The following is a 25,891-nucleotide window of genomic DNA, read 5'->3' as shown; positions in this document are numbered from 1 at the left end:
AATGGTAAAAAATTGGGCAATCTCAATAGGTATTAATTATTACGATAATTTACGACCACTAAAATATGCAGAGCGAGATGCCAATTTATTTGGGGAGTTTTTAAAGCAGGAAGCTAAGTTTGATGAAGTATTTTACTTCTCAGACCATTCCTCAAAGATCGTAAGGCCAAACAGCCAACCAATACTATCTCAACCAAAATTCACTAACCTCTTACGAGCTTTACGGACTCTCACTAAAAAAAAATTTATGGGAGTTGGAGACAACTTCTGGTTCTTCTTTAGTGGACATGGTAGGCGTCGCAACCAACGTGACTTTTTAATGCTGTCTGACAGCGATCCTGGTAATGTGGAAAAAACTGCGATCGCCGTTAGCGATGTAGTTGAAAGTCTGCGTAATTGTGGCGCTGGTAATATAATACTTATCTTGGATGCCTGTCGTGACAATCCAGGAGACAAAGGAGGAGAAGGAATTGGGACTGAAGCGCAACAGGGAGTAATTACATTTTTTTCCTGTAGCCCTCAAGAACAATCTTGGGAAATAGAAGAATTACAGCAAAGTTCCTTCACTCATGCTTTACTCGAAGGGCTAAGACTGAAGGGAGACAATAACTGTGCAACAGCAAAACGACTAGATAACTACCTCAGAGAAAAAGTACCCCAAGTTAATTCTCAATATAAAAAACCTCTACAAAATCCCTATACAGTAGCTGAACCTGCAAAAAGATATTATTCGATTCTCTTACCTCATTGTTTATCAGTAACACATACTGACATAAACACTTTTAAAACAGATATAGATGCTCTTAGGATCGAAGCCTATAAAGCTGAGGTAACTGATAAAGATTTGGAATTAGCCTATCAGTTATGGCATCAGGTACTAGCAGCTACCTATGGACTTAACGAAAAAAATGAAGAAGCAGAAAATAATATTGACAGACTTCGCCAATTAGGTTTAGTAAAACAACAAGAAAGTCAAACTCATGAGGAGAGTCAGGGCGCTAAATCTGGGAATGAATTGGAAAATGATCCCGTTTTTTCAACAGAAATATTACGTGAAAAACTGAATAGCCTACCTTTTAAAAGACAGCAAGTATTAAAAGAAATTTTGGGCGGTCGTAGGATCAGCGAAGTCGCACGTAATTTGGATATGACAGAGAGTGCTGTTAATTACAATCTGATACAGATTTATAAATATTTTAAAATTAACTCAGATTTCATAAATGAAATAAATGGTAAAAAACTAAATAAAAAATCTTTCTTAATTGCATTGTTTAAAAAGTTTTTACCAGAATCTGTTAATTATTTCCAAGAAAAGCAAAACAATTACGAACAGTTAATAGAGCGTCTAGTTAATCCACCTAATGATGTAGATTCAGAAACATTTGCTGACTTTAAACCTGTTGACGAGCAACCAAAGAAAAACTTTGAATCTGTATCTGAAGAGACAAATAATGGCAATCAAGTAGAACCAGAAACTTTCGCAAGTCATTCTCAAGCAAACTTAGGTGATGATGAAGGTTATCTAATTAGTACTAAAACTGAACCTATTAATATTTTAATTCTCGCTGCCAACCCGAAAAATACATCTCGTTTGGATTTGGAGAAAGAAGTACGTGAGGTCTCAGAAATACTACGTAATTCGCGAGAAGACATTGATTTTGAGATCCAAGAAAGATGGGCTGTTCGTTTTCGAGATTTGCGCCAAGCACTATTGGAAATTGAGCCGCATGTTGTCCATTTTAGTGGGCATGGAAGCACCGATGGTATTTTCCTTGAAGACGAAGAAGGAAATGCTTATTTGGTCTCACAAGAAGCATTAGTGGGATTATTTGAGTTATTTAAAAATAAAATAGTTTGTGTATTTCTTAATGCTTGTTATACAGGAATACAATCGGAAGCTATTAACAAATACGTTAGCTATGTTGTTGGTATGAGTCAAGTCATTGGCGATAGAGCAGCAATTGTTTTTTCTGTCGCTTTCTATGAAGCTCTTACCAATGGACGTTCTCTTGAGTTTGCTTACAAACTTGGTTGTAATGCTATTCATGGTGAAATTGGCAATGAATACTTAACACCAGTTTTAAAGCGAAATAACGCTCAATATCAAGCATTACAAGCTGAGGGACGTTTATCATCTGCTCCTCCTAGTGTATCAGCTAGGAATAGTCAACAAAATTTATCTAAAATATTAGTCCTAGCTTCTAATCCTAGAGGTACATCTACATTACGTACTAATGAGGAAATTCGAGAAATAAGAAATGAAATACGGGGTGTACGCGGATGTTCTTTCTCTTTAGAAAACAGGTGGGCCATAAGAATTAGAGACTTTCATAAAGCGATGTTAGAGTTAAAGCCTGAAATCGTTCACTTTTCTGGTCATGGAGCAGGACGACAGGGAATAGTGTTTGAAAATGATCAAGGGAGAGAAAAATTTATTGAGCCAGATGCACTAGCCAGATTATTTAAACCCTATGCTCGCTATGTAAAATGTGTACTCATTAATGCTTCTTATTCCGAAGTTCATGCTTTGGCGCTTGCTCAATATATCGATTATGTGATTGGGATGATACAGCCAATAAGCGATCAAACTGCGATCGCATTTTCCAGTGGTTTCTATAGAGCATTAGCGTATCAATCTTCTGTTGAAAATGCTTTTGAGTTAGGTTGCTCAGAGATAGCAGACAAACTACCTGGAACTCAGGAGCATTTAATTCCTAAACTGTATGGGAAAAAGATTAGCAAACCACAAAATCACTCATCCAGTGACCTATATGAGATGGGCGAAGAGTATAAAAATTAAAAGAGGCAAGTTTTTTATAGAAAACTCTGCCTCTTTTGATAATACTTACTATTTTGAAGTGCTAAAGTAACAATCACACCAAAGAGCGGTCTGTCAAAATTTCGTAGCCTGTTTCTGTCACCAACACAGTATGCTCAAATTGAGCCGACAGAGCATTATCCACAGTCACAGCTGTCCAACGATCTGCTAGTATTCGTGTATACTTAGATCCAGCATTTAAAATTGGCTCAATTGCCAGCGTCATTCCTGGACGTAGTTTGACATTGGGCATATGGTGAGTCCGAAAGTTGAACACAGATGGTTCTTCGTGGAGGTTACGGCCGACACCATGCCCAGTAAAATCTTCAACTACGGTTAATTTATTAGCTTTGACATGATCTTCAATTGCACCTGCAATATCCATCAGGTAATTTCCGGCTTTTACCTGTTCGATACCTTTATAAAGTGCTTCTTCGGCGACGCGAATTAATTTCGCAGCTTCTGAAGTAACTTCACCTACAGCAATGGTAATGCAAGAGTCACCATGAAAACCTTCGTAATAAGCTCCTGTATCTACTTTTAAAACATCCCCAGCCCGAATGACTTTCTTTTTATTGGGAATACCATGCACAACTTCATTATTGATACTGGAGCAAATAGAACCAGGAAAACCATGATAGCCTTTGAAGCTAGGTGTAGCACGCATTTCTCGAATGCGTTTTTCCGCATAAGCATCTAAGTCAGCAGTGGTCATTCCTGGCTGTACCAACTCAGAAATTTCCTTCAGTACAGTTGCCACAATTTTAGCTGATTGCCGCATAATTTCAATTTCACGTGGCGACTTAATTTCAATACCTCTGCGTTGTCTTTTGGGATGGTTATTTTGAGTTGGTTGAGAAAGCAGGTTACTTAGAATGTTCATGGGGAATTCAGTAGTTATTTGCGCCTTGCTGCTTTTTTAGTTTTTAGTTTTTAGTTGTTCGTTGTTTATTGTTTGAAGCAACTAGTAACTACTGTACAAGCGGCTGAGGCTAGTTGAGAAATAATATCTATATTTAAGTTAACGTATTTTTACCTTCTAACTTGAAAAAGGGTGTAGGGGTGTGGGGATGTAGGAGGAGTTATATTTTTATGCTTTGTAGTGAAATTTTTTGATTGGGACTACCTTCTCCAGTCATAACTGATAACTGTTCACTGAATCACAATATCTCCTGTCATCCCAGCTTCAGTATGTCCTAGAATTGGACAATGTAAGCCATACTTACCAGATTTTAGTGGTACAAATACCCACTCAGCTTCAGCGCCTGGCTTGAGTTCGATTTCATGAATCGCCCCTTTCACCTCCACTTTACCAGCTTCGACTTTTTGTGTCCAAATCCCATCAGCAAAATTCTTGGCAGTAAAGTAATGCTTTTGATTGCTAGGATTGATCAGCTTAAGTTTGTATCGTTTACCTGCCAAGAATTCTAGATGATTTGGCTCATACTTCAGTTCATTAGCAGAATTACCGAGACTCACTGTAATTTCTGTAGGCGGTTGCTTCAGTAAATCTCCAGATAAGCTTGCTGCTTCTGCTGGAGTAGCAATGAAGATTGTGAAACTTAGGAGAATTATAATTAAAACACAATACGGTTCAGTTAAGGATTTTTGGTACAGAAAATTGGTGTTAGAGACGCGAAATTTCGCGTCTCTACAAAGAATTGTGGGCTTAACTGAACCGTATTGAATTAAAACACCTATGCGGTGTAACACTTCTAGAAAGATTTTTGTCATTTGTCCTTTGTCTTTTGTAACAAGTAGTAAATATTAATCAATGGCCATTGACCAATGACTAACGACTCTCTGCTACTACAGTTGGTCCAGCAGTTACAACAACAATTTTATCTGGATGAAGTAACTCACGACCTGCTTGATTGACTTGCTTAAGGGTGACTGATGCGATTTTACTCACAAAAGAGTGCAATTCTTGCTTATCCAATCCATACACCTTGTTCATCAAAATTTTGTATGACAATTCGTCTGGGTTGGCAAGAGAAACATTGTAGTTACTGATCAAGGTACGCTTTGCTGTTTCCAATTCTTCAGAGGTGACACCTTGCTGATGAATTTCTTCTAGTAGTCGGCGGGTACTGTTGATGGCGCGAGTGGTATCTTCGGGTGCTGTTTGCATTTCAATCAAAAATATACCAATGTTTTGCCCAACTTGGAAGGTGCTATAAATTCCGTAAGTCAGACCTTGGCGATCGCGTATTTCTGCTCCCAGTCTACTAGATAAAGTATCACCACCCAATATCTGATTCAACACCAAAGCTGCGTAATATCGCTTGTCTTTCCGATTAATTCCTGTGTTACCCATATAAGTAACAGCTTGGGTTTTACCTGGTAATATCGGATTGAGACGCACAATGTTGTTTGGCATTGGTACCACAGGATATTCTATTTTTGGAGCTTGACCGCTAATTTTCCAGTTACCGAATTCAGCTTCAATGAGCGATCGCACATTCTGAGGATCAAAATCTCCTACCAGTGTTAGTACTGTTGTATCTGGACGGTAGTGCTGTGTTTTAAAAGCAATTAAATCTTGTCGGCGAATACGTTGCAAAGTTTTTGGTGTCGCAAATTTGTGCAGTGGATGGGTTTTTGGATACACAGATTGCACAAATGTTCTTTTAGCCACTTCTGTAGGATCGTCCAATTCCTCTTTCAGGTCAGTTAAAGCTTGTTGTCGAGTCAGTTCTAATTCTTTACCTGGAAAAGTTGGATTTTTGACCACATCTGCTAGAATATGCAGGACAATAGGCAAGTCTCCTGCCAAGGCGCTACCCTGAATTTCTGTACCTTCACGATAAGATTCAAAATCTAAACTAGCGCCGCGTTCATCTAAAGTCTTAGCGATCGCCAACACATTTCTAGTTTTAGTCCCGTTCATCAAGTTCTCTGCGACAAGAGATGCTAGTCCGACTTTATCTTCTGGATCAAATTCATTACCAGCTTTAATATAACCACTTAAAGTTACTGTCGGAGTACTCTTGTCTGGTAACAACAACACCTCAATGCCATTAGATAATTTAAATTGCTGTGGTAAAGTCAGGTTAGTGGGATGTGTTGTCAGATCTACAGGTGGTAAATATTTCATCACCTCTGTAGCAACTTTAGGTGTATTTTCTGAGAAATTTTCGGTTATGAGTGTGGAATGTGATTTCCCGTCACTCTTTTGTGAAGCCTGGATTTGAGTTGGTTCAAAAAAGCCAAATGAGCGTGCTTTTGGTTTTAAGTATTTATTTACAACACGTTGCACATCCGTAGCAGTTACCCGACGGACGGCTGCTAGATAGCGGTCTGTATAGTTATAATCACCAGATGTAGTTTTATCGTTACCAAGTTGCATTGCTTGACTAGTAATATCACGGTTATTCAAAACTACAGAAGCTTCTAACTGTGCTTTGGCGCGATTCACCTCTTCTACTTTTGCTTTTTGTGAAGCCAGAGTTGCGATCGCCTTTTGCATGACTGCATCAATTTTTGTCAAGTTTTCATCAGGTGTAGCAGTCACAGATAATTCATACCAACCAGTTTCCCGCAAACTTACAATGGAACCTGTAACATCAGTTGCCATTCCAGATTCTACCAATGCCTGATCCAAGCGAGAATTTCGTCCCTCTGTCAAGATGTAATCCATCACATCTAATGCTGGAATATCAGGATGATTTACATCTGGTAAAGGATATATCGCATGTAATAATGCATTTGCTCCCGGTTCGCGTAAGACTATGGGAGAGTGGGAAAGTTTTTGACTATTGACGCTAGACACTTGACTCTTGACATTTGAATCTTGACTTTTCTGGATTTTCCCAAATACATCTTTAACAACTTTGAGAGTGTTAGCTGTATCAAAATCACCGACAATTACCAAAACAGCATTGTCGGGTCTGTAGAATTTACGGTAATATTCTTGTACCTGTTTAACTTGAAATTTCTCAACATCAGCTTTAGTGCCACCCACAGGTAAGCCATAAGGATGTTCCGGAAATACTTTTTGTAACACCGCACGATTCAGGCGATACTCTGGGCTATTTTCGTAACCTTGTAACTCAGAAATTACCACCCGCTTTTCACTTGCTAATTTCTCTGCATCAATCAAAGCATTTTGCATTCTGTCTGCTTCTAGCATCAGCAGGGCGTTAAGCTTATCACGTTCTGCGGTGCCATAGTATGCAGTCTGGTCATAACTAGTGAAAGCATTGGAGTCGCTACCTAAAGCACTAAACAAACGTCCAAATTGAACCGGACGGTCTTTTGTGCCTTTGAACATCATGTGTTCTAATTGGTGGGCAATACCATTTACACCTGCTTGTTCGTTACGAGAGCCAACCTCATACCATACCTGTACTGACACTACTGGTGCTGAATGAACTTCCTTGGTCAACACAATCAAACCATTTTCCAGTACTGTCTGGTAAACATTTTCTGTCACGTAATTTTTGCTTGTTTTTTTTAATGCTTTTTCTTTATGTATTTTTACTAAGCTAGAAATTGCGTTAGTGTGACTGGTCGCTGATCCATCACTAAGTAACAAAACCGCAATTAACCAGAGAGTTAACACAATAATTGAAAAACGATATCTATGCAACTTGTTAAACACAGACATGTATTTGCTGGATATCTCTGTAAATTAAATCACAGAATTTTTCTATGACTATAGTGTATTACTGCCGAGTATTTTGTTACCTCAGCAACACTACAGAAAATGAATATTCTACAGAAAAAGCAATACAATGACAACTAGCTGAGGATTGATTTTTTGGAATCGGGAATTGGGTATTGGTTATTCTCCCTTGTCCTCCTTGTCCCCGACCCCCGATTCCTTATCCCCGATCCCCTAATATTGCTAAAACTCGAATTAATTCCAAGGGTAAGCCGTCAGCATCAGCAATAAAAGCGACTTCATAAATGCGATCACCTATTTGCTGTTGTGTTGGTTCTAATAAAACCTTTAGTGGTTGTAAAGATTCTGGTTGATTTTGTGCAGCCACAGCAAAGGATTCTTTTAATTTTGCCAAGTAGCTAGGTAAATCGGTCGTGAGTTCAGTCAAATCAAAAGATAAGTGATAGTAGCCGACATAATGTTCGTCAGCAAATGCATCTGGTGCTGGTTTTGGTTCGGGTATTTGAATCAGTTCTATTCTGCCGCTTAGTCCTTCCATCCAACAAGCAAGGGTATAACCTGTGGTGAAGCGTTCACAAACTGTAAACCCTAATTGTTCGTAGAAGGCGATCGCTTTATAAATATTGGCGGTACGAATAGAAGCGTGGTGCATAAATTTTTCACTGAGCATTGGGCATTGGGCATTGGAAATAACCAACAATCAACAATCACCAACTACCAACTATTAAATATTAACGATTGACCAATGACCAATGACCAATGACCAATGACTAATAACTATTATTCAAATAATCGAAAATAAGGGTAGCGCACAGGCACACCAGGTTCTTTTTCCAAATCAAAATTAATTACTTCCCAACAGGGTTCGTCTGTGGAATCAGGGCTAAACTCTACTGGTAAACCATATAGTCGTGCCGAAGTCCCTTCAGATTGTCCTCCCCGCCAAGGAGTACTGCGTTCTAAATACCCACTCATCAACTCCTGATAGCGGCGAGCGATAATCACTCGTGTTGCTCGATAACCTTGTGTATATAACTTGTCTAAGGCTTCGTGAATTTCAAATCGAATGCCATCGGGATGGGTGTGTTGCCGATACCATTCTCCATTCCACCTGCGCCAATGACGCCCTGATTGCAAATGAATCAACTCTTCTGTTTTTGGGTTGGCTTCAAACGCGCCATGACGGGGACACAGATAGGTATCTGTCAGTGTCAGTGCCGGAATTGTCTGTCGGCAGTGGGGACACTGTATGTCGGGACCAAATATAGGGTACTGCAAGCCTGGATTCATCATGAAGTGCGTATAAGAAGAATGGTTTTGTCTTCACCAGTGACGTTGATTTTTGTTACACTTCTGCGCCACATGATAAGGGTATCTACTGACTGCTGCCTCAGCGAACAGGCTCGAAGCCGTGATATTCTGGTTTTGCAACCAGTCTCCAAAGTTGGAATTTGTCCAGTGTTCCTGAGTACCATATTCATATTCTATCGTGTCTAACACTTCCTATTGGTCTTCTCCTGATATTTCTCAAGCAGCCTTCGTTGCACCTAACGCCGTTGTGATCGGTTTAGTGAATATAGCCGCTGACGTTAGCATTTGGTATGGAACAGTCATTAGGGGAGATGTGGAACGTATTGAAATCGGCGAATGCACAAACATTCAAGATGGAGCAATTCTACACGGTGATCCGGGTAAACCTACTATCTTAGAAGACCATGTTACCGTAGGACATCGAGCGGTGGTACATTCTGCCTACGTTGAACGTGGTAGCTTGATTGGGATTGGAGCAGTGATTTTAGATGGGGTAAGAATTGGCGCTGGGAGCATAGTCGGGGCTGGCGCAGTCGTAACCAAAGATGTACCGCCTCAATCTCTTGTTGTTGGGACTCCTGCCAAGATAATGCGTCAAGTAACTGACACTCAAGCAGCAGAACTGATCGAACACGCTGAACGTTACAAAAAGTTAGCTTTAGTCCATGCTGGAAAAGGGACTGATATTGGTTTTATAGACTCCAATTGAGAGACAAGAGGTTACTTATAAGGCGTTCGATCATCAACGAATCGCACTCTGGAGATTTCTAACCCTACCGTCAACAATTTTCCTCTGTCAATTCGCTACGAACTTATGCAAAGTTGTACTTAGTCGCTCAAAAATTCTGAGGAAGTGAACACAATGAAAAAACTGATCTTAGTTGCTGTCTTAGCCACTTTAACCGTAGTGGCACCTGCCCACGCACAAATGGACTGGCTGACTCCACACCTTGAGACGCAGCGTTGGAACAGGCGTAAACCCACCACACGCGAGTCCAACACACGCAAAGCTCCCGAACGGTATCCTGAGGTGCGGATCAACGGACAACCACTCAAAAGTTCTGTCGCGCCGGTCGAAGTGAATGGGCAAACTTTCGTCCCGTTTCGAGATATCTTTGAGGCATTAGGTGCAACAGTCACTTACAACAGCCGGGAGCGCCTTATTACGGCGAAGCGCGGCGCGTCCACGGTGCAGCTTTCACTGCCTGGTGGCAGTACGGCTAAAATGGAAGGTAATAGACAGAATTTCAATAGAGACGAGATGCCGTTCGTTCGCAGGGGTGTCGTAATGGTGCCGCTACGCATGGTGTCTAAAACAATGGGTGTTCAGGTCACCTATGTTCAACGCCCAACTGTCCCGCTTATCTCCATCACTAACGGGGTTCCCTGAAACGATGAGCTGCCGTTCTAACCGACAGCATTAAAAGACTATCTTAAACGCCTCTCAAGCTCTCCTGTCCGTTCACGCTGCGCTTGATTTTCTTGTTCTAGCCTTTTTCTTTTTTGATCTTTTTCTTCTTGTCCGTTCACTCATTTTCGCCTTGTGAGAGAGATGAAAGCAAGGGGCTTAATTGATTGCAAAACGAATTTGTGGGAAAATACATCTAGCGAGGCATAAACAGTAACAGACCCGCTTGCTGCCAGGGATGATAACCTCCTTGTTTATAAGAGCGACTTTTCTACCCCTGAACGATACAGGTGGCGGCAGTATCCGGAGACGATAACCCGTAAGGCAGGACTACGACGAAAAAATAAGTCCCCTGTCAACAAAATAACAAAATCTATTGTTATCGGCGTTAGGAACTAGCGTCGTTAGACGTGGATGGTAAAACCCCTACCTAGTAGAGCCTCCGGACTCCAACGGTAAGTTTGCCAGATGAGACGTCACAAACCTCGCACATAGCGCAAGCGGAGTGCGTAGGTAGTTCATGTTGTACTTAAGAGAGGACTACTAGATATGGACTTAGATATGCGTGTGGCTATTGTATTAGCGCCAGTTGCGATCGCGGCTGGTTGGGCATTGTTTAACATTGGTGCTGCTGCTTTAAGACAAGTACAAAACTTTTTGAATAGAGAAGCATAAAATATACTCAGTATCCTTAGTTTTATACCGACTGTTTTTCTTAAATGAGAGCAGTCGGTTTTATATTATTAAATTTGTTTTTTATTTATTTGGAAAAACCAACTTTTATTATCCAGGAATCGCCACGAGTTTACACAGAATACGCAAACTCAGTTATCTCAGAGATGCATAAATTGATTTGATTGCACCCAATCTTAATACAGGAGAAGGCTTATTAAGCCAAATTTTAGATTGGACATATCCGGAAATTAGATTTTTGTCTTTGATTCTAAAACATATAGGTCATATCAATTTGTGGATCAGGGCTATTTAATCTGTTGGCCACAAAATTTTGGAGTAACGCTTAAACAAATTAATGAACTGAAAAACACTGCTTCTGAAATTAAAGATGAAGATGTTGAAAAAATTGAGAAAGAAATTGAGAATAAAATTGATAATTCTACGGAAGACCAATTGTCTGAGATTGGGGCTGCTATAATGACTTGGTTAGGCGTTCCGTTCCCTAACGAAATAAATAAGAAATTTTTGAGTTTATCTATTAAGACCATATCATCATTGATGCGACAATGGATTGATAAAAAAAATTCTCAGCCGAGCATCATCCAAGCCTCATCTTTGCCTGTAAATAAATCTCTAGAGGAAATTCGGCAAGAAGCAAATGAATATTTAGAAAAAATCCGACAAGAAATTTCATCCTTACGGGATAAAGTTGTTGACAAATGTGGAGAAGAACTGAAAAGTCGGCTCACTTTTCCGAATGAAGAGGCATACGCTAAATTTGACAAATTTGTCACTGTTGCAATTAAACATGAAAAAGCTCAGACAGGCTGGCGGGATTTTTATAGTGATGATAGCAATAAAGCTATTCTTTGGCCAGGAGCTGAGGATCGGATAAAAAATAAAGAAGCAGAAGAAAACTGGAAAAAATTAGTAAAGGATGCTATCGCAGCAATTAATCAAGAAGGGCTGCTACCACAAACATAAGTGTTACGCTTGACTTAAGCAAACAATAGTCAAAACTCTGATTTAAAGGTAGGTCAATTCATGAATTGACCCTACAGGGTGTAGTTTTTCGTAAGTCCTAATATCTTACTTTTATGGAGAAGGTGTAAAATGTCAGGCTAACTACCAACCATCAACCTTTAAAAACTTGTGGATATAGACTCTTTATTAAAACCTTTCCAACATTTTGGTGTGCGCTTGGGACTTGAATCCAGCCAAAAGTTGTTGGCAAATCTTGGTAATCCCCATCATCAAGTTCCGGTAATTCATGTTGCTGGTACTAACGGTAAAGGTTCTGTTTGTGCCTATCTTTCTTCGGTGATTACGGAGGCGGGATATCGCACCGGACGCTACATATCTCCCCATTTAGTTGATTGGACAGAACGCATTTGTATTAACCAACAGCCAATTTCTTCTAAAGAATTTTGCGAATTATTACTAGAAGTTAAAGCTGCTATCTCCCCAAATGATGACCCACCAACTCAGTTTGAGGTGATTACCGCCGCAGCTTGGTTATATTTCGCTCAACAAAAAGTTGATGTCGCAGTAGTAGAAGTTGGATTGGGAGGACGCTTGGATGCTACCAACGTTTGCGAAAAACCTCTTGTGACCATTATTACATCTATTAGTCGCGAACATTGGCAAATACTCGGCCCCACCGTTGCTGATATCGCTAGAGAAAAAGCGGGGATTCTCAAACCAGGATGTCCGGTGGTGATTGGCCCCTTACCACCTGATGCAGAACAAGTTGTGCGATCGCGTATTGCAGAACTAGAATGTCCTATCTTTACACCAAAACCAGCACATCAAATAGATCACGAATGGGTAGAATATCAATCAGTTTTTGATTCCAAAAAAATAAAGTATCTCCTACCGCTACAGGGACAGATTCAGTTGACGAATTCAGCCATAGCTTTATCTGCTTTAGAAATTTTGCAACAAAATAATTGGCAAATTTCTGAGCAAGCCATTATTAATGGTATGGGCAAAACCAAGTGGCCAGGACGGATGCAATGGATGACTTGGAAGAATCATCAACTATTGCTTGATGGCGCTCATAACCCAGCTGCTGCTCAAGTTTTGCGAAATTATCTAGATGTTTTATTAAATACTAAACAAACTGACACCCAATCCAAAATAAGCGTGACTTGGGTGATGGGAATGCTTTCTACAAAAGACCATCAGGAAATTTTTCAAGCTTTACTTAGACCAAATGACCAGTTGTATTTAGTATCAGTACCTGATCATAGTTCAGCAAATCCTGATGAATTAGCAAAATTAGCTAATGAGATTTGTCCAGAGTTAAGTGTTTGTAATTGTTTTCCAAATGTAGCATCTGCGCTAGAAGTAGCTTTTTCTTTGAAAGAAGATTTAGTCGTTTTATGTGGTTCGTTGTATTTAATTGGGGATTTTTTGAAACACTCAAAAATTAAATAGCTGTGAAATGGATATTTTTTATTTGGAAGTCCCTTATACCACAGCCGACTTTTCCCAAACTACTGAATAACGCCAAAACAAGTGTTTTCTTACTTTAGTTTTTTTCAATGTGTTTGTATATATTTGTTGTGCTTGCGATAGAGTAAGGTACTTGTCTGTACGAAGATGCTCTCTCATCGCTTCTGCTGCTTCTGGTGACTGTTGAATATGTCTATTTAGGGTTTGCTGAAGTAACCAGTTGAGTGGAACAGCAATCAAATCGCTCAACATGTCTTTTAGGTTTTCATGCTCTAACAAATCTAAAATTATTAGCTTACCACTAGGCTTTAAAGCAGTTTTCAGACTGGGGAGTAAGTTTTCTAGTGGTAGATGATGAACTGTAGCTATTGAAGCGATCGCATCAAATTGCTCGACTGGAAAATTCCACTGCAAAATATCAGCAACTTGAAAATCAATGTTTTGATAATTTCTTGAGCGTCGCTTGGCAACTTCAATCATATTCGGGGATAAGTCGATTGCAACAACTTTGTCTGTATATTGAGCCAGAAGACGTGAAAATTCACCAGTTCCGCAACCAATCTCAAGCACTGTTTTGCATTTTGCTGGTAACTGTTTGAGTAAAAAACGGTGATAGTGATTGTTGTGATTCCAACCCTGTTGATCATGCAAAGCAATGCGATCAAAATCATTCCTAATTTTGTCAATCATTGCCAATCTTTTCCTCTTCAAATAAATCTGTAGGTTGGCAATCAAACAGTTCACAGAGTTTTGCAACTCTGACAAACATTTTTACACCTTCTCTACCCTTTTCCCAGTTCCGAACCGTAGATACATCAACGCCTAGCCTCTCTGCGATTTGACGCTGTGTTAGGCCTTGTTCTTCTCGGAGTTTTGCGATTTTAGACACATAGTTTTTTTCCATGTATTAATTCATAGCATGAATTTACCGTTAACAAAATCACGTGAACTAATTGATGCGAAAGCAAGTTAACGCATACTAAATATAGAGAAAGCAGTTCTCGCCTGGACAGCAAACAACCGCTTCTCTAGCCACAATTATTATGTGTTGGCGGTTTGCTTGTCGCATCACTTGGAGTAATGGCGATCGCGAAACTTTTTTTGGAAAAGATGCAACTGTAATTGCTCAACAACTAGAGAAAATCAACCCAAAAAATAACAAAAAATAAATAGACTTATCCGAGGTGTTGTGTCCATTTTTCCCACAATGGATGCACATCTTGTGGTTGTCCTTCATAATTAAGCAACTCGTCAGAAATTAACACCCAAGGCTGGGCGCTGCTTGTCCAGATGTTACCCACAGGACGTAACCAACTGGTATCATCTAAAGTTCCGGCTTTGACGTTGATTGTCTGTTGATTGTAAGCACGATCATGAAACAATCTTGTTCCGCAGTTATCGCAAAACAGACACTTCACCTCGCGTCCACTATCGGCTTTACGAGTCCAGGCTTTTGGTTGTCCTTGAACGACGACAACAGCATCTCTTGGGGCTGTCAGAGACATACCAAAAGCACTAGATGATTGTTTTTGACATTCTTTGCAATGACATAAATAAAGAGTTAAAGGTTCAGCACGAATTTCATAACGAATCTGTCCACACTGACAACCTCCGGTATATGAAGCACTCACTACTTTCTCCTCTACATTTCGATAGAGTATTTGCCTGTAAGCAATATAAACAACTGTGGGGGCGATCGCAAAATCACCCCCACCTTTTCTTTCTAAGCTTATTTAATAGCACCAGCCCTTGAAATATTAATCAGCAATATTAACCAAACTTGGAACTTGTGAATTTGCCAATGTTGGCGCGGTCATAATAGTTGAATATAAACTTGATGGCTGTTGCCTAGCAACTACTGGTAGAAACTGACGAGCATGGGCTGCAACTTCTACAGTCTTGACATCGTAGGTTTTGGTTGCCAATTTGGGATACAAGCCGATACCGATGATTGGAAGTAAAAGACAAGCAGTGATGAACAGTTCGCGGGGTTTGACATCGAGGACTACTGCATCGAGATGTAATTCTGTATTCTGCTTACCGTAGAATACTTGACGCAACATCGACAACAGATAAATCGGAGTCAGAATCACGCCTACAGCAGACAGTAATACAACTACAATTTTGAAACTGGAACTGTAAACATCGCTGGTAGCAATACCCAGGAATACCATCAACTCACCTACAAAACCGCTCATCCCTGGTAACGCTAGAGAAGCCATTGCACCGACTGTAAATAGAGCGAAGGTTCTAGGCATGAGTTTGGCGATACCACCCATTTGATCCATCATTAAGGTGTGGGTGCGTTCGTAAGTGACACCAGAAAGGAAGAACAAGCTAGCAGCAATCAAACCGTGGGAAATCATTTGTAGTACAGCACCGCTCATACCAATTTCTGTATAGGAAGCGATACCAACCAGCACAAATCCCATGTGAGCGATCGAAGAGTAGGCTAAACGACGCTTGAGGTTGGTTTGAGCAAAGGCACAACAAGCACCGTAGATAATATTGACTACACCTAAAACTGCCAGAACTGGAGCGAAGTAAACATGAGCATTGGTTAGCATCTCCATGTTGATGCGAATCAGCGCATAACCACCCATCTTTAACAACACACCAGCCAAAATCATCGAACCAGGTGCAGAAGCTTCACCGTGAGCATCGGGTAGCCAAGTGTGGAGAGGGAAAATTGGTAGTTTGACACCAAAGGCGATTAAGAAACCTGCGTAAACCAATAATTCTAAAATTCTGGGATATTGTTTGGCTCCGAGAGTTGCCATATCGAAACTTACGGTATCGCCAGAGAATGCCATTGCAAAAGCTGCTACCAAGATAAATATAGAAGCTGCGGCGGTATAAAGAATAAATTTAGTAGCTGCATAACGGCGCTTTTCTCCTCCCCAGATGGAAATCAACAGGTAGACGGGTACTAATTCGATTTCCCACATTAAGAAGAACAGCAGCAAATCTTGGGCAACAAATACGCCAAGTTGAGCGCTGTATAACGCCAACATCAAACCATAAAACAAACGCGGCTTGTTGGTTACTTTCCAAGCCGCGAAGATTGCGAGGGTGTTAATTAAGCCTGTCAGCAGTATTAAAGGCATTGATAATCCATCGACTGCAACAGACCAGTTTAAACCTAATTGCGGAATCCAAGGATATTTTTCTATAAGTTGAAATGCTGAACTTTGAAAATCGTAGCTCTGCCAAAAAGCAGAAATCATTAATCCAAAATCGGCGATCGCAACTCCCAGAGCATACCACCGGGCAGTTTTGCCTTCTTTATCTGGGATGAGCGGAATGGCTAAGGCAGCCACCAAAGGCAAGGCAATTATGGTTGTTAACCAAGGAAATTGAGCAATCATCACTGACAATCGTTTTTCGTTTTTACTTTTAATTACATTATATTAAGCACTTAATAGTTTTGTAAACGATATTTCTCCCTATAAACATCAAATCTTCAATAATATTAGTAATAAATACTCAGTATATTTGTCAAACTCAGTTTAAATGTAAAGTTTTGCTAAACCAATAAAAAACGGTGGCTCCAGCCACCGTTATAAATCTTAATATAAACTGTCTTAAAAATTTTGCTTTTTACACAATGCGGTTAACAATTGTCCAGACATCACCGTCAGAACGGACATAGGGAACCGAGATTGTCTTGAAGCCAGTAATAAACGGCTTGTAATAGACTTGCCAATACAACGGACTGAGTTCGTCAGCGCAAGCCTTGAGACCGCGTATTTCTGTCGCAAGTTCCGCCGCAAGTTCATTAATGCGTTGAGCATGAACCTGAGCAATCTTTCTTGCTTCTTCTAGTTGTTCCTCTAGGGAAAGTTGTTTGGCTAATATTTGCCTTTGTTGTAACTGAGCTTGTTTTTGGGTCAATTGAACTTCCAAAGCAGCGATCGCATCATCTATCCCTTTGAGTTCCGCAATCAATTGGGAATTTTCGCGAGCATAACGACGATAAGCTTCTGCTATTGCTTGGGGTGAATCATTTTCTGGAAGTGTGACGCTAACACTCAAACAGGCACGTTCCTCACGCAGAGCCTCAATTTGAGAACGAACTGCTGCAATTTTTGTCAGAATTTGCTCTGTAGTCATTGATCATTTGCCCTTTGTCATTAGTCATTTGTTATTTGTTATTTGTTATTTGTCCTTAGTCATTTGTCAATTGACCTATTCCCCAATGACCAATGACTAATAAAAACTCCTTGCTCCTTGAGTATCAATTTCAAGCGATCGCACTACAGACGAAATTCCTTGAGACTGCCAAGCAGCTGACATCGCCACCGCCACTGCTTCCGAATTGTTTGTATCAGTTAGTGCTAACAAAGTTGGACCTGCACCACTAATCACCATACCGTAAGCACCAGCAGCAATAGCAGCAGCCTTAACTGCATCGTAACCTTGAATCAGTCCTTTCCGATAAGGCTGATGTAACTTATCTTGCAAAGCAGCCTTTAACCAATCTCCGTTCCCAGTCTCCAAACCGCGCAACAACAACCCCAAATGCGCCGTGTTAAAAATTGCATCTGCACGACTCACTTGAGTAGGTAAGACCTGTCGCGCCTCTTTTGTGGAAAGTTCAAAATCTGGAATTGCCACCACAGGGACAATATTCTCACACCAAGGAACCTCACAAATTTCCCATTCTCCGCCTTCTCTGCGCCTCTGCGGTTGATTTTCTACCCCCGTAGCCGCCAAACGACAACCACCCAACAAGGCTGGTACTACATTATCTGGGTGTCCTTCGATGGCGATCGCTAACTCCATTATCTGTGACTGACTCAGAGGTTCACCCGCTAACACATTTGCGCCTACTAAACCGCCAACAATAGCCGTTGCTGAACTACCCAAACCTCGTGCTAACGGCACACCCAACTTGATCTCAATTTGCAAGGGTGGTGGAGTTTGCTCCAAGTGTTGATATAACTTTACAAATGACTGATAGAGCAAATTACTCTCATCAGTTTGCATGTGTTCAGCTTCTGCACCAGTGATAGTTATTTTCACCTTTTCTACTTCTCCTTGCAAAGGAAAAGATGACTCCACACGCATAAACTTAAACTCGTTGTACAGCGTTAAAGCCGCACCGATACAATCAAAACCCGGCCCCAAATTTGCGGTAGTTGCGGGGACGATAACAAATACAGAATCAACAGCAGCCATTTAAAAAATTTAACTAATCAATCAACCAGCATCTCACGATTTTAGATTTTTTCATGAGTTGACTCTGCCCTTATGGGAGGGTGTGTACTGGAAAACAACAGATTCGACAAGCAAAGATGAAACTTGGAACTATCAATCACATAGCCCTAACTGTTGCCGATTTAGAGCGATCAGAAGCATTCTACAAGACGCTTTTAGAATTTCTGGGTTATGAACAAGCAGAAAACACACCGCAGTTAATTCTTTAGGCAAGTCCTAATGGAGTCATTACCATTTCTCCCTCAAACCCAAAATCACTGAATCAAAAACATGACCGTTATTCTCCAGGATTACATCACCTTGCTTTGAGTGCAGACAACCGAGAACAGGTGGATCAGCTGTATCAACTATTAGTAGAACATCAACAAGATAATGAGTCTTACATCACCGAAGTGCTATTTCCTGTGATTCAGGCTTGAACAGAATTTGTAAACCCAGTAACTTTTTGACAACTGGGTTTTGATTAAAAGCAGCTACAATTTTTTATTAAAAAATGTTAAATTACAAATATTGGATTAAAAATAGTAAACTAAATCTATACTAAACATAAAGAGGTTGTTTGTAAAAAAACAACGACTGGAAGTGAATCCAGTCGGGAAAAAAAGCGGGTTAACCGCTATTAACTAAGGTTAACCCGTGCAGCTTTGGGAACGCGCAGATAAATTACTATTGCAATACCAACTTAACATTGGCATTTTGCAAACCGCGCTGTTTTACTTCTGTCAAGGTCTTGTTAACAGCATACTTTTGGTTGATGGAGTTAATCAGTTCGGTCTGATTATGCTTCTTAGCAACACCCCACAGGTCTGCGATTAGATCAAAAGAACCATCGCTGTTGCGAGACCAACCGAGGTCATATTCGCCTTCCAATACTGCTACGATGTCAGCACGAACACGCTGACCGTTGTAACCGCGAACATCAGCTTCGGTTTTTACGCTAATACCTAGATCGCGCAAGGATTGCTTGAGGATTTCAGCTTCGGTAATTTTGGTACGCAGAGTGCTAAAATGAGACATTTGGGTTTCCTCCAAAGAGAGTAGAGAAAAAGGACAACAGTTTAGTTTGTTTGAGAGTAAGCCGCGTTTAGCAGAACGCGGTTTTTTTATTAACAGCTAGCTTTTAGTGCTAGCTCTTCCCCCCTGCGTTCACAGGGGAAAGCTTTTAGAATTCCATTCGCTGATATTCAGCAATGGAAGACGCTGCGGGTCGCGCACGCTGTCTAGCCCAATCTCTAAGGGCTGTTACCTGTTCTTGCATCGTCCGAGACAACGGCAATGTCGCTTTGAGCGCAGCAATAATATCTAATTGAGTGAACTCCCGATCTTGGGCGAAAGCTTCATACATCGCCGCGACGATCGCCTGTTCAATTTCTGCTCCAGAGAAGCCATCTGACATTTTAGACAACTGTTCTAAGTCAAACCTAGAGATGTCTTTCCGGCGCTTATTGAGGTGGATCTTAAATATATCTTGTCGTTCTTCGGGTGTGGGCAGATCCACAAAGAAAATTTCATCAAAACGACCTTTCCTTAAAAATTCCCCTGGCAATCTTTCCACTCGGTTTGCAGTGGCCATCACAAACACCGGGGATTTTTTCTCTTGCATCCAGGTAAGGAAAGAGCCAAATATCCTGCTAGAAGTACCACCATCAGAATCAGAAGATCCAGTACTACCAGCAAAGGATTTATCTAATTCATCGATAAATAATATTGCGGGGGAAATAGATTCAGCAGTTTTGAGGGCGTTGCGTAAATTTGCTTCCGAACGTCCTACCATTGACCCATCATAAACCCGACCCATATCTAACCGCAACAGTGGCAAGCCCCAAAGTCGAGATGTGGTTTTAGCAATCAATGACTTACCACAACCCGGAACACCGAGAATTAACATCCCTTTTGGTTGAGGTAAACCATATTCCCGCGCCCTTTCAGTAAAAGCATTGGAGCGCTGCTTTAACCACTTCTTCAATTCTTCCAACCCACCGACCGCGTCAATGGTTGCATCTTCTTCTATGTACTCTAATATACCATTGCGACGGATTAGTTGTTTTTTCTCTGATAAAACTATATCAACTTCTTCTTCTGTTAAGCGTCCCGTTGTTACCTGGGCTTTACGATATACTTTTTCAGCTTCGTCTTTAGTTAATCCTAAAGCAGCTCTGAGAAGTTTTTCCCGTGCTTCTGTTGGTAGTCGTCGCCCACGATTATTGTCTATGTGATGAGTTAATACTTTATTCAACTCACCCATATCTGGAAGCGCAAAGTCTAAAACAACTACTTCTTTTTCCAGTTCAATGGGTACCTGCTGCATCGGTGACATCAAAATGATGTTCTTTTGCGTGCCTTTAAAGCTGGCGATCGCATCCCGTAAAGACCTTGTTGTTGCAGGCGCATCTATAAAAGGATGTAAATCTTTAAGAATAAATATACCAGGTTCTCTTTGCCGGATAATCCAATCAATCGCCGCTTCTGGTGAAACAGTATTATGCTGACCTACATTCCGGGGTTGACCATACTCCACGATGCCGTGAGTTACTGTCCAAACGTACACTCGCCGTTGTGGTTTTGACGATTGAGCGATTGTAAAGATAGCCTGCTCAGCCCGCTCTTCCTCGGAGGTCACAAGGTAGATTAAAGGGTATTGAGCTTGAATGAGGATATTGAGCTCTTCTTTCATACATCGACCTACTTGAGACCTTTTACAGAAACTCTAGACATCGCAGTTGGCAAAGACGGCAGAATCTCAGAATTCATAAGTAATTATGTATTCGCAATTCTGAATATTTAGCAAGGAACTAATTCTTCCTCACCTTTAGGATGGGCTTGCTCTTCCATCTCTTCCACTGACAGATGTTCTTGACCAATTACTCCTGGTTGTTTGCCCATAGCAACCAGTTCGCCATCCCGTAAAACCAATGAGCTTTCACAATTAGGACAGGTGTAAACTCTGTGAGTTTTTCCGTAGATAGCTACTTCTTCAACTAGCTCCGAATTTGCCAGGTAGAAAACGAGGGCGCGTTCGGCAAGATCCGACATTGGTGCTGAATCAATAGCTGAACGTATTTTCAGTTTTCTGTGCAGTTCTGGCGATAAATATAAAGTAACCTTTTGCTTATTAGCTTGCATAACTCTGTTAACGGTCTTACCCGGGTATGTATCTTACGATATCTACTCGTGTTTACCTTGTCAATACAATAAGACGCTTTGACGTCAATATCGTAATATTTCTTTATAAAAACTATTGAACACAAGGCTTTGCACCATCACAGCAGCTAGTGGTACAAAAACAACACTATCTCAAGAATATTTAGTGAGATACCGATAAGTTCCCTTTGATGGCTATATTGATGAAAGCTTTGCCTAATAAAGCTTCGAGTCTTTTACCCACTGCTTTCCACTTCATGAGGAATTTAAGACACATTATTTACGCGATCGCTTTGTCTGTAATTCTAGGAGGCTGTACAACAACCCCTAGTTTCAAAATCTCTAATCAGACTTGGAAACTCTATAAAAATGCTCGATATGGCTTTGAATTTCCCTATCCCAGCACCTGGAAATCTGTGCCATCAGACAACGGCGACGGCATTGTCTTTATTTCCCCAAGAAATAACACTGTAGAGATTCGTAGTTGGGCAGGAATGCAACTACCAGAAGGCATAACCTCAGAAAAAAACCCAAAAACATCGATAAATTCCAACTTTACTACAGCCCAAGGAGTATCTGGAGTACTGACGGTAGAAGTCGGACAACAAGAAGGCGTTATGACGCTGAAATTAGCCCAAGGAAAAGTGAAATACTATTGGCAAGGAAAAGCACCCAGTCCAGAATTTGATAATTATTACCGCTTTTTTGATTACATAGCCAGTAGTTATAAAATTGGTCAATAGTCATTGGTCAATAGTCATTGGGCATTGGTTATTCTCCTTTGTCCCCCATGTCCTCCTTGTCCCCAATCCCCAATTCCCGATCCCTGATCCCCAATCTTCATGGTCTAGAGGTGACACAAACCTGGTAGATTTAGCTATCAGCGAGTAAAAACAGGTGAAAATGAAAGTCCTGGTTATTGGTGGCGATGGCTATTGCGGTTGGGCAACCGCGCTTTATCTTTCCAATCGAGGTTACGAAGTTGCTATTTTAGACAGCTTGGTGCGGCGGCACTGGGATAATGAATTGGGTGTGGAAACTCTAACCCCGATCGCACCAATTCAGCAACGCATTCAACGCTGGAAAGACTTAACTGGTAAATCCATCGATTTGTTTGTTGGTGATATCACCAATTACGAGTTTCTCCAAAAAGCCCTACACAAATTTGAACCAAATGCGATCGTGCATTTTGGCGAACAGCGTTCCGCACCATTTTCGATGATTGATCGTGAACATGCCGTGATGACACAAGTCAATAACGTTGTGGGTACGCTGAATTTGTTGTACGCAATGAAAGAAGATTTCCCAGAATGCCATTTGGTAAAATTGGGAACCATGGGTGAATACGGTACACCGAATATAGATATAGAAGAAGGCTATATCACCATTGAACACAACGGGCGCAAAGACACTTTGCCTTATCCCAAACAACCTGGTTCAATGTACCACTTAAGCAAAGTCCACGACAGTCACAATATCCACTTTGCTTGTCGGATTTGGGGACTACGGGCAACAGATTTAAATCAAGGTGTGGTTTACGGTGTCCTCACAGAAGAAACTGGTATGGACGAGCTGTTAATTAACCGCCTAGATTATGATGGTGTGTTTGGCACAGCACTAAACCGTTTCTGTATCCAAGCAGCAATTGGACACCCCCTAACTGTTTATGGTAAAGGTGGACAAACGCGGGGATTTTTGGATATTCGGGACACAGTGCGATGTATCGAACTGGCGATCGCCAACCCTGCACAACCTGGTGAATTGCGTGTGTTCAACCAATTTACCGAACAATTCAGCGTCGGCGACTTGGCAATGATGGTGAAAAAAGCCGGGAACGCAATGGGACTAAATGTAGAAGTTAATAACTTGGATAATCCCAGAGTCGAAAAAGAAGAACACTACTTTAACGCCAAAAATACTAAACTCTTGGATCTGGGTTTACAACCTCACTATCTCTCTGACTCCCTGCTTGATTCTCTGTTGAACTTTGCTGTCAAGTATCGAATCCGAGTTGATAAAAACCAAATTTTGCCAAAAGTCAGTTGGCATCGTAAATAGCAAAGCATGAATATGCGATCGCTTGTTCTATTTGTGTTTGTTGTGTTACCTGGAGTTGCATTTAGTAGCATCAGTGTCTACTATCTGTTTCCTGAATGGGTAACATTAGATGCAGTTCATAAAAATTATCAACAAGTTGTAAAGTCCCCATCTGTAAAGGTGAGTGACTTACTTGTTGCTGAAGCAGCAGAAAACAGACACAGAATTAATTGCTTTGCTGAAGGGGTCGGAGTTTTGTTAGGTGGGGTAATAGCAGTCATTGGCATTCATGGTATTTGCACCCTGCCAAACAAAACATCTTGACTTCAAAAACATATTGATCAACCTGGTCGTCACATTCTCGCACAGTATGACGGCCAGTCTGTTTATCAAGGATGAAAAATCACATTGGTAAACACTTATCAATTATTAATTGGTAACTGATAACTGATTTTTGGTCGCGTGGAATTGATTGTAACGCATGAGACAGTATACCCTGTGAGTAATACTGGAAGTTGTCCAGAAGCTTGAGATTATCTGAACACCCTGCCTGTAGTGAATGATATTTTATGAGGATTGCTCTATTTACCGAAACCTTTTTGCCTAAGCTTGACGGCATTGTCACACGCTTAAGTCATAGTATTGAACATTTACAACGCAGTGGCGACGAAGTACTAGTGATTTGCCCAGAAGGCGGTATTACAGAATATAAAGGAGCCAAAGTATATGGTGTCTCTGGTTTTCCGCTGCCACTCTATCCAGAGTTAAAAATGGCACTGCCTCGCCCAGCAATTGGTCATACAGTCGAACGGTTTCAGCCAGATATTATTCATGTGGTCAATCCAGCAGTTTTAGGATTAGCTGGTATATTCTATAGCAAGATACTTAACATTCCTTTGGTGGCTTCTTATCATACCCACTTGCCTCAATATCTCCAACATTACGGTTTAGGAATGTTGGAAGGCTTCTTGTGGGAATTACTGAAAGCAGGTCACAATCAAGCAGCTTTAAATCTATGTACCTCTACAGCGATGATGGAGGAACTAACAACGCACGGCATTGAAAGAGTCAAGTTGTGGCAACGGGGAGTAGACACAGAGACATTTCATCCTAGCTTAACTAGTGAAGAAATGCGATCGCGTCTATCACAAAATCATCCAGATAGCCCTTTGTTGCTATACGTTGGGCGTCTTTCTGTGGAAAAAGAAATTGAGCGGATCAAACCCATACTAGAAGCTATCCCCGAAGCCAGACTAGCACTAGTGGGAGATGGCCCTCACCGCCAAGCCTTAGAAAAACACTTTGCTAATACAAACACCAATTTTGTGGGCTATCTGGTTGGTAAAGAATTAGCATCAGCCTTTGCTAGCGCCGATGCTTTTATCTTTCCTTCTCGCACAGAAACATTAGGTTTAGTACTTCTAGAAGCAATGGCGGCTGGATGTCCGGTAGTTGCAGCCTGCTCTGGTGGCATTCCCGATATCGTGACAGATAGTGTCAATGGATACCTATTTGCTCCAGATACTGGTGACGAGGGTGCGATCGCTGCTACGGTTCGCTTGTTAGAAATGAAACAAGAACGAGAATCGATTCGTCAAAATGCTCGTAGAGAAGCGGAACGCTGGGGATGGGCTGCTGCAACTCGTCAGTTGCAAGATTATTATCAAAAGGTAATTTATTCAGAATTACCGAAAGCAGCGTAATTTTATGGGTCAGGTATTGGGGATTGGGTATTGGGTATTGGGTATTGGGAAGAGACTTGTTAAATAATTCTTCCTTGTCCTCCTTGTCCTCCTTGTCCTCCTTGTCCCCTAATCCCCGATCCCCTAATATAAAATCATGTCACTTCTAAATACTGGTAGTGTTTTGGCTACATTAACTGAACTGACTCAAGTTAATCGCACTCATGCTTTACTACGTCGCGTTAAAGATCTTTCGGTTAATGAATTTGTTTGTTTATTAGACTTTATTACTGCGGAATTTCAGCAATTTCTGCGCGCAATTGAACTTATTAATAATGAAGCCCTAGAAACAATGTTGGAGAAAATTCTAGAGGCAATTACATTAAAAACGCTGCAACTCAAGATTTTCTGTCTGACTATAATTCTGGACGTGATGCTTATCTAAATCGGGATTTTAAGCGTGCGATCGCGTACTTTGAATCAGCAAAAAAAATCCGACCAGTAGATCAGACTGT

The 25,891-nt window shown here is 40.9% G+C and carries 27 protein-coding genes and 1 pseudogene; 13 read left to right on the top strand and 15 right to left on the bottom strand.

Annotation, left to right across the window (positions count from 1 at the left end):
- The first annotated feature begins 1 nt into the window (after nucleotide 1).
- On the top strand, nucleotides 2–2,800 hold the full coding sequence (locus tag AC5JMK_RS22355; RefSeq protein ID WP_096675520.1) for a caspase family protein: 2,799 nt from the start codon (nucleotides 2–4) through the stop codon (nucleotides 2,798–2,800).
- 73 nt (nucleotides 2,801–2,873) lie between these two features.
- Here the strand turns inward: AC5JMK_RS22355 and map are convergent, their stop codons facing one another.
- The 6 genes from map to AC5JMK_RS22325 all read right to left on the bottom strand — a co-directional run bounded on the left by map (nucleotide 2,874) and on the right by AC5JMK_RS22325 (nucleotide 8,945).
- Nucleotides 2,874–3,701 carry a type I methionyl aminopeptidase gene (gene map, locus AC5JMK_RS22350; protein WP_096675521.1) on the bottom strand — a complete coding sequence of 276 codons (828 nt, stop codon included), beginning with the start codon at nucleotides 3,699–3,701 and terminating at the stop codon, nucleotides 2,874–2,876.
- A gap of 269 nt (nucleotides 3,702–3,970) precedes the next feature.
- Nucleotides 3,971–4,552 (bottom strand): cupredoxin domain-containing protein, encoded by a 582-nt coding sequence (locus AC5JMK_RS22345; RefSeq protein WP_495911051.1) that lies wholly within the window; start codon nucleotides 4,550–4,552, stop codon nucleotides 3,971–3,973.
- 58 nt (nucleotides 4,553–4,610) lie between these two features.
- Nucleotides 4,611–7,427, bottom strand: coding sequence for a M16 family metallopeptidase (locus tag AC5JMK_RS22340; RefSeq protein ID WP_096675522.1), 2,817 nt, complete (start codon nucleotides 7,425–7,427; stop codon nucleotides 4,611–4,613).
- A gap of 217 nt (nucleotides 7,428–7,644) precedes the next feature.
- Nucleotides 7,645–8,097 carry a VOC family protein gene (locus tag AC5JMK_RS22335; protein WP_096675523.1) on the bottom strand — a complete coding sequence of 151 codons (453 nt, stop codon included), beginning with the start codon at nucleotides 8,095–8,097 and terminating at the stop codon, nucleotides 7,645–7,647.
- A 128-nt stretch (nucleotides 8,098–8,225) separates the two neighbouring features.
- Nucleotides 8,226–8,735 carry a TIGR02652 family protein gene (locus tag AC5JMK_RS22330; RefSeq protein ID WP_495911054.1) on the bottom strand — a complete coding sequence of 170 codons (510 nt, stop codon included), beginning with the start codon at nucleotides 8,733–8,735 and terminating at the stop codon, nucleotides 8,226–8,228.
- 33 nt (nucleotides 8,736–8,768) lie between these two features.
- A complete protein-coding gene (locus tag AC5JMK_RS22325; protein ID WP_495911050.1) occupies nucleotides 8,769–8,945 on the bottom strand; it encodes a hypothetical protein in 177 nt (58 codons plus the stop codon).
- Between AC5JMK_RS22325 and AC5JMK_RS22320 the strand changes: the two genes are divergently transcribed.
- The 5 genes from AC5JMK_RS22320 to AC5JMK_RS22300 all read left to right on the top strand — a co-directional run bounded on the left by AC5JMK_RS22320 (nucleotide 8,935) and on the right by AC5JMK_RS22300 (nucleotide 13,278).
- Nucleotides 8,935–9,465, top strand: a complete 531-nt coding sequence (locus tag AC5JMK_RS22320) for a gamma carbonic anhydrase family protein (RefSeq protein ID WP_096675524.1) — start codon at nucleotides 8,935–8,937, stop codon at nucleotides 9,463–9,465. The two genes, AC5JMK_RS22325 and AC5JMK_RS22320, sit on opposite strands and share 11 nt — an antisense overlap.
- Before the next feature lie 153 nt (nucleotides 9,466–9,618).
- Nucleotides 9,619–10,146, top strand: coding sequence for a copper amine oxidase N-terminal domain-containing protein (locus tag AC5JMK_RS22315; RefSeq protein ID WP_096675525.1), 528 nt, complete (start codon nucleotides 9,619–9,621; stop codon nucleotides 10,144–10,146).
- A 567-nt stretch (nucleotides 10,147–10,713) separates the two neighbouring features.
- Nucleotides 10,714–10,839, top strand: coding sequence for a photosystem II protein Y (locus AC5JMK_RS22310; protein ID WP_016863499.1), 126 nt, complete (start codon nucleotides 10,714–10,716; stop codon nucleotides 10,837–10,839).
- A 294-nt stretch (nucleotides 10,840–11,133) separates the two neighbouring features.
- Nucleotides 11,134–11,823: a hypothetical protein gene (locus AC5JMK_RS22305; protein ID WP_495911049.1), complete on the top strand. Its 690-nt coding sequence runs from the start codon at nucleotides 11,134–11,136 to the stop codon at nucleotides 11,821–11,823.
- A gap of 168 nt (nucleotides 11,824–11,991) precedes the next feature.
- Complete coding sequence (locus tag AC5JMK_RS22300) at nucleotides 11,992–13,278, top strand: bifunctional folylpolyglutamate synthase/dihydrofolate synthase (protein ID WP_495911048.1); 1,287 nt, start codon at nucleotides 11,992–11,994, stop codon at nucleotides 13,276–13,278.
- 33 nt (nucleotides 13,279–13,311) lie between these two features.
- Here AC5JMK_RS22300 and AC5JMK_RS22295 read toward each other — a convergent pair whose 3' ends face one another.
- The gene (locus tag AC5JMK_RS22295) at nucleotides 13,312–13,986 is read right to left on the bottom strand and encodes a class I SAM-dependent methyltransferase (protein ID WP_096675528.1); all 675 of its coding nucleotides are present in this window, start codon (nucleotides 13,984–13,986) and stop codon (nucleotides 13,312–13,314) included.
- The gene (locus AC5JMK_RS22290) at nucleotides 13,979–14,185 is read right to left on the bottom strand and encodes a helix-turn-helix domain-containing protein (protein ID WP_495911047.1); all 207 of its coding nucleotides are present in this window, start codon (nucleotides 14,183–14,185) and stop codon (nucleotides 13,979–13,981) included. Before AC5JMK_RS22290 ends, AC5JMK_RS22295 begins: the two co-directional genes overlap by 8 nt.
- Nucleotides 14,186–14,339: 154 nt before the next feature.
- Between AC5JMK_RS22290 and AC5JMK_RS22285 the strand changes: the two genes are divergently transcribed.
- Nucleotides 14,340–14,465 carry a hypothetical protein gene (locus tag AC5JMK_RS22285; protein ID WP_495911046.1) on the top strand — a complete coding sequence of 42 codons (126 nt, stop codon included), beginning with the start codon at nucleotides 14,340–14,342 and terminating at the stop codon, nucleotides 14,463–14,465.
- 6 nt (nucleotides 14,466–14,471) lie between these two features.
- Here AC5JMK_RS22285 and AC5JMK_RS22280 read toward each other — a convergent pair whose 3' ends face one another.
- The 4 genes from AC5JMK_RS22280 to thrB all read right to left on the bottom strand — a co-directional run bounded on the left by AC5JMK_RS22280 (nucleotide 14,472) and on the right by thrB (nucleotide 18,477).
- Complete coding sequence (locus tag AC5JMK_RS22280; protein ID WP_495911045.1) at nucleotides 14,472–14,927, bottom strand: GFA family protein; 456 nt, start codon at nucleotides 14,925–14,927, stop codon at nucleotides 14,472–14,474.
- A gap of 126 nt (nucleotides 14,928–15,053) precedes the next feature.
- Nucleotides 15,054–16,664 carry an NAD(P)H-quinone oxidoreductase subunit 4 gene (locus AC5JMK_RS22275; protein WP_096675530.1) on the bottom strand — a complete coding sequence of 537 codons (1,611 nt, stop codon included), beginning with the start codon at nucleotides 16,662–16,664 and terminating at the stop codon, nucleotides 15,054–15,056.
- Between the two features lie 232 nt (nucleotides 16,665–16,896).
- Nucleotides 16,897–17,409 (bottom strand): hypothetical protein, encoded by a 513-nt coding sequence (locus AC5JMK_RS22270; RefSeq protein ID WP_096675531.1) that lies wholly within the window; start codon nucleotides 17,407–17,409, stop codon nucleotides 16,897–16,899.
- Nucleotides 17,410–17,505: 96 nt separating this feature from the next.
- Nucleotides 17,506–18,477 carry a homoserine kinase gene (thrB, locus tag AC5JMK_RS22265; RefSeq protein WP_096675532.1) on the bottom strand — a complete coding sequence of 324 codons (972 nt, stop codon included), beginning with the start codon at nucleotides 18,475–18,477 and terminating at the stop codon, nucleotides 17,506–17,508.
- Nucleotides 18,478–18,593: 116 nt separating this feature from the next.
- Here thrB and AC5JMK_RS22260 point away from each other — a divergent pair, with 116 nt between their 5' ends.
- Nucleotides 18,594–18,725: a VOC family protein gene (locus AC5JMK_RS22260; RefSeq protein WP_495911044.1), complete on the top strand. Its 132-nt coding sequence runs from the start codon at nucleotides 18,594–18,596 to the stop codon at nucleotides 18,723–18,725.
- A 457-nt stretch (nucleotides 18,726–19,182) separates the two neighbouring features.
- Here AC5JMK_RS22260 and AC5JMK_RS22255 read toward each other — a convergent pair whose 3' ends face one another.
- From AC5JMK_RS22255 to AC5JMK_RS22245, 3 genes are all read right to left on the bottom strand, one after another.
- Nucleotides 19,183–19,533 (bottom strand): DUF1257 domain-containing protein, encoded by a 351-nt coding sequence (locus AC5JMK_RS22255; RefSeq protein ID WP_016863491.1) that lies wholly within the window; start codon nucleotides 19,531–19,533, stop codon nucleotides 19,183–19,185.
- Between the two features lie 145 nt (nucleotides 19,534–19,678).
- Nucleotides 19,679–21,190 (bottom strand): stress-responsive protein Ycf46, encoded by a 1,512-nt coding sequence (ycf46, locus tag AC5JMK_RS22250; RefSeq protein ID WP_096675533.1) that lies wholly within the window; start codon nucleotides 21,188–21,190, stop codon nucleotides 19,679–19,681.
- Nucleotides 21,191–21,297: 107 nt separating this feature from the next.
- The gene (locus AC5JMK_RS22245; protein ID WP_096675534.1) at nucleotides 21,298–21,639 is read right to left on the bottom strand and encodes a slr0373 family blue light stress response protein; all 342 of its coding nucleotides are present in this window, start codon (nucleotides 21,637–21,639) and stop codon (nucleotides 21,298–21,300) included.
- Nucleotides 21,640–21,860: 221 nt separating this feature from the next.
- On the opposite strand from AC5JMK_RS22245, the gene AC5JMK_RS22240 reads away from it, so the two are divergent.
- From AC5JMK_RS22240 to AC5JMK_RS22220, 5 genes and pseudogenes are all read left to right on the top strand, one after another.
- Nucleotides 21,861–22,400 (top strand): hypothetical protein, encoded by a 540-nt coding sequence (locus tag AC5JMK_RS22240; RefSeq protein WP_495911053.1) that lies wholly within the window; start codon nucleotides 21,861–21,863, stop codon nucleotides 22,398–22,400.
- Nucleotides 22,401–22,560: 160 nt separating this feature from the next.
- Nucleotides 22,561–23,715, top strand: coding sequence for an NAD-dependent epimerase/dehydratase family protein (locus tag AC5JMK_RS22235; protein WP_096675535.1), 1,155 nt, complete (start codon nucleotides 22,561–22,563; stop codon nucleotides 23,713–23,715).
- A gap of 12 nt (nucleotides 23,716–23,727) precedes the next feature.
- Nucleotides 23,728–24,018: a hypothetical protein gene (locus tag AC5JMK_RS22230; protein ID WP_096675536.1), complete on the top strand. Its 291-nt coding sequence runs from the start codon at nucleotides 23,728–23,730 to the stop codon at nucleotides 24,016–24,018.
- A gap of 245 nt (nucleotides 24,019–24,263) precedes the next feature.
- Nucleotides 24,264–25,397 (top strand): glycosyltransferase family 4 protein, encoded by a 1,134-nt coding sequence (locus tag AC5JMK_RS22225; protein ID WP_096675537.1) that lies wholly within the window; start codon nucleotides 24,264–24,266, stop codon nucleotides 25,395–25,397.
- Between the two features lie 136 nt (nucleotides 25,398–25,533).
- Nucleotides 25,534–25,776: pseudogene (locus AC5JMK_RS22220) on the top strand (hypothetical protein); the annotation flags it as partial.
- Between the last annotated feature and the right edge of the window lie 115 nt (nucleotides 25,777–25,891).

Source organism: Pelatocladus sp., from assembly GCF_059505505.1.
This window is presented reverse-complemented; position numbering and strand designations above follow the sequence as displayed.

Excerpts from the sequence above, each read along its gene's own strand:
- map (WP_096675521.1), bottom strand. The coding sequence starts at position 3,701 with ATGAACATTCTAAGTAACCTGCTTTCTCAACCAACTCAAAATAACCAT.
- AC5JMK_RS22330 (WP_495911054.1), bottom strand. The coding sequence starts at position 8,735 with ATGAATCCAGGCTTGCAGTACCCTATATTTGGTCCCGACATACAGTGT.
- AC5JMK_RS22235 (WP_096675535.1), top strand. The coding sequence starts at position 22,561 with ATGAAAGTCCTGGTTATTGGTGGCGATGGCTATTGCGGTTGGGCAACC.
- ycf46 (WP_096675533.1), bottom strand. The coding sequence starts at position 21,190 with ATGAAAGAAGAGCTCAATATCCTCATTCAAGCTCAATACCCTTTAATC.
- AC5JMK_RS22345 (WP_495911051.1), bottom strand. The coding sequence starts at position 4,552 with ATGACAAAAATCTTTCTAGAAGTGTTACACCGCATAGGTGTTTTAATT.
- AC5JMK_RS22275 (WP_096675530.1), bottom strand. The coding sequence starts at position 16,664 with ATGATTGCTCAATTTCCTTGGTTAACAACCATAATTGCCTTGCCTTTG.
- thrB (WP_096675532.1), bottom strand. The coding sequence starts at position 18,477 with ATGGCTGCTGTTGATTCTGTATTTGTTATCGTCCCCGCAACTACCGCA.
- AC5JMK_RS22355 (WP_096675520.1), top strand. The coding sequence starts at position 2 with ATGGTAAAAAATTGGGCAATCTCAATAGGTATTAATTATTACGATAAT.
- AC5JMK_RS22260 (WP_495911044.1), top strand. The coding sequence starts at position 18,594 with ATGAAACTTGGAACTATCAATCACATAGCCCTAACTGTTGCCGATTTA.
- AC5JMK_RS22245 (WP_096675534.1), bottom strand. The coding sequence starts at position 21,639 with ATGCAAGCTAATAAGCAAAAGGTTACTTTATATTTATCGCCAGAACTG.
- AC5JMK_RS22270 (WP_096675531.1), bottom strand. The coding sequence starts at position 17,409 with ATGACTACAGAGCAAATTCTGACAAAAATTGCAGCAGTTCGTTCTCAA.
- AC5JMK_RS22285 (WP_495911046.1), top strand. The coding sequence starts at position 14,340 with ATGTGTTGGCGGTTTGCTTGTCGCATCACTTGGAGTAATGGCGATCGC.
- AC5JMK_RS22230 (WP_096675536.1), top strand. The coding sequence starts at position 23,728 with ATGCGATCGCTTGTTCTATTTGTGTTTGTTGTGTTACCTGGAGTTGCA.
- AC5JMK_RS22225 (WP_096675537.1), top strand. The coding sequence starts at position 24,264 with ATGAGGATTGCTCTATTTACCGAAACCTTTTTGCCTAAGCTTGACGGC.
- AC5JMK_RS22310 (WP_016863499.1), top strand. The coding sequence starts at position 10,714 with ATGGACTTAGATATGCGTGTGGCTATTGTATTAGCGCCAGTTGCGATC.
- AC5JMK_RS22255 (WP_016863491.1), bottom strand. The coding sequence starts at position 19,533 with ATGTCTCATTTTAGCACTCTGCGTACCAAAATTACCGAAGCTGAAATC.
- AC5JMK_RS22315 (WP_096675525.1), top strand. The coding sequence starts at position 9,619 with ATGAAAAAACTGATCTTAGTTGCTGTCTTAGCCACTTTAACCGTAGTG.
- AC5JMK_RS22295 (WP_096675528.1), bottom strand. The coding sequence starts at position 13,986 with ATGATTGACAAAATTAGGAATGATTTTGATCGCATTGCTTTGCATGAT.
- AC5JMK_RS22340 (WP_096675522.1), bottom strand. The coding sequence starts at position 7,427 with ATGTCTGTGTTTAACAAGTTGCATAGATATCGTTTTTCAATTATTGTG.
- AC5JMK_RS22240 (WP_495911053.1), top strand. The coding sequence starts at position 21,861 with ATGAAAGCTTTGCCTAATAAAGCTTCGAGTCTTTTACCCACTGCTTTC.
- AC5JMK_RS22335 (WP_096675523.1), bottom strand. The coding sequence starts at position 8,097 with ATGCACCACGCTTCTATTCGTACCGCCAATATTTATAAAGCGATCGCC.